Source organism: Leptotrichia sp. (assembly GCF_057270615.1).
Genome location: NZ_DBHIXN010000120.1, coordinates 1 through 1887, shown reverse-complemented (window position 1 = coordinate 1887; position 1887 = coordinate 1). Strand labels below are relative to the sequence as shown.

General features: G+C 31.1%; 2 protein-coding genes. Both read left to right on the top strand.

Annotation, left to right across the window (positions count from 1 at the left end; translation table 11 throughout):
• The coding region (locus ACO409_RS10775; RefSeq protein ID WP_485557139.1) for a hypothetical protein at nucleotides 1-557 on the top strand (557 nt) is incomplete at its 5' end.
• Nucleotides 558-574: 17 nt separating this feature from the next.
• A complete protein-coding gene (locus tag ACO409_RS10770) occupies nucleotides 575-1564 on the top strand; it encodes a glycosyl hydrolase 108 family protein (RefSeq protein WP_485557137.1) in 990 nt (329 codons plus the stop codon).
• The last annotated feature ends 323 nt before the right edge of the window (nucleotides 1565-1887 follow it).

Below are 1887 nucleotides of genomic sequence, written 5' to 3'. Positions count from 1 at the left end.
TCAGAGAAATGACTGAAGTTGAAAAAATAAAAGCTGGTAAGACAGTTTTAAGCGATGGAAGTTATTTGGATGAGGTTAATGAAACAATTGTTACGATTGCAAAACCAAACGATTGGAGTGTATGGGACAAGAATAGCAATACTTGGAAAGTTGACAATGATTTATTAAATGCAAAATTAAAAGAGTTAAGGGAAAAAGCATTGAAAGACTTAGCAGAAGCTAAATCAAACTTTTTAAATCAAGCACTTGAAATTGAAAAAGCTGGTAAAAAATACATATTTGAAAATAACGAAAGAAATAGAAACAGCTTATCTCTTAAAATGTCTTTGATGTGGACTTTAGAACAAGACAAGATTGAAAAAGTAAAAGTGCAAAATGAAAAAGGATTGGTTGAATTTATCGAATTGAATCGAGCTGAATTAAAAGTTTTGGCTAAAAAGATTCAGGACATCTTGGAAGTTGCTGACATGGCAGAGCAAATGGCAGTTGTTGGGATTAGTAGATACACTATTGATCAGATGCTAGAACTTAATGTAAAAGATTTTTTTCAAAATTAAAAAAAGGAGTGATGTAAATGGATAGATTTGGAAAAATATTTGATTATTTACTAAAAGTTGAAGGTGGATACTCAAATGATAAATATGATGCTGGAGGAAAAACAAAATACGGAATAACTGAAGAAGAAGCAAGAAAATTTGGATATAAGGGGAATATGCAAGATTTAACAATAGATTTTGCAAAAAATATATATCTAAAAAAATATTATTTAGGAAACAAGCTAGATAAAGTTGCAAATGATAAAGTGGCACTATCTATATGCGACTGGACTGTAAATAGTGGCAAAAACGGAATCAAAAATGCACAGATTGCTATAAATCAGATTACAAATGCAAATCTTGATGTAGACGGAATAATTGGAAACAAAACATTGGAAGCGTTGAATGCAGCAGATCCCGAAAAATTTTTGGAAGTTTATCATAACTTGCAGAGAATTTATTACAGAAGCAAGGTTGAAGGTGACAAGACTCAAAAAGGATTTTTGACAGGCTGGCTAAATAGAGTTCAGAAAAAGGAGGAATATTTGAAAGATTGGGACAAGGAAAATGCAACAACAGAGAATAAAACGTATTCTTTCAGCCAAGAAAGTTTGGATAAAATGAAAAAAGTACATCCAAAGTTAGTTGAAGTTATGAAAGCTGCAATTGTAAATAGTCCGTTTGATTTTAGAATCACAGACGGTGCTAGAACAACAGAGGAACAGTTTGCTTTGTATCAAATCGGAAGAAGTAAGCCAGGTAGAATTGTAACAAATTGTGATGGAAAAAGAGCGAAATCAAACCATCAAATCAAAACCGATGGATTTGGGCATGCTGTTGACATTTTCCCTTGCGGAGTAATTGAAAACGGAGCATACAGAAAATTCACATCCTCTGAAGGATATGATGATAAAAAATTAAAATTAATAGCAGATCATATTTTGGCAGTAGCAAAAAGTAAAAAAATTAATATTGAATGGGGTGGAAACTGGAAAATGCACGATACACCACATTTTGAACTTAAATAGTAAAAAAAAGGCTTTATTACAAGCCGTATAAGAACGTTAAAAAAGTTTTTGGATAAATTGGTCGCTTAGTAAGATAAAATTAATTGTAGGGCTTGCTAGGCGGCTTAGAATTGATATTAACAAAAATAACAAAATAGGAGTGATAAAAATGGATAAAATGGTAAAAATTTGGATAATTAACAAAGCAACAGAGATGGTAAAAAGTAAAATTTATAAAAATGAGATTGTGAACAAAGCAAAAACAGGAGCAGAAAAATTTGATGTGATAGCAAAAGACTTTTGGGAAAAATTGGAAAGTTACATTTTGAAAGAAAAAGAAATTG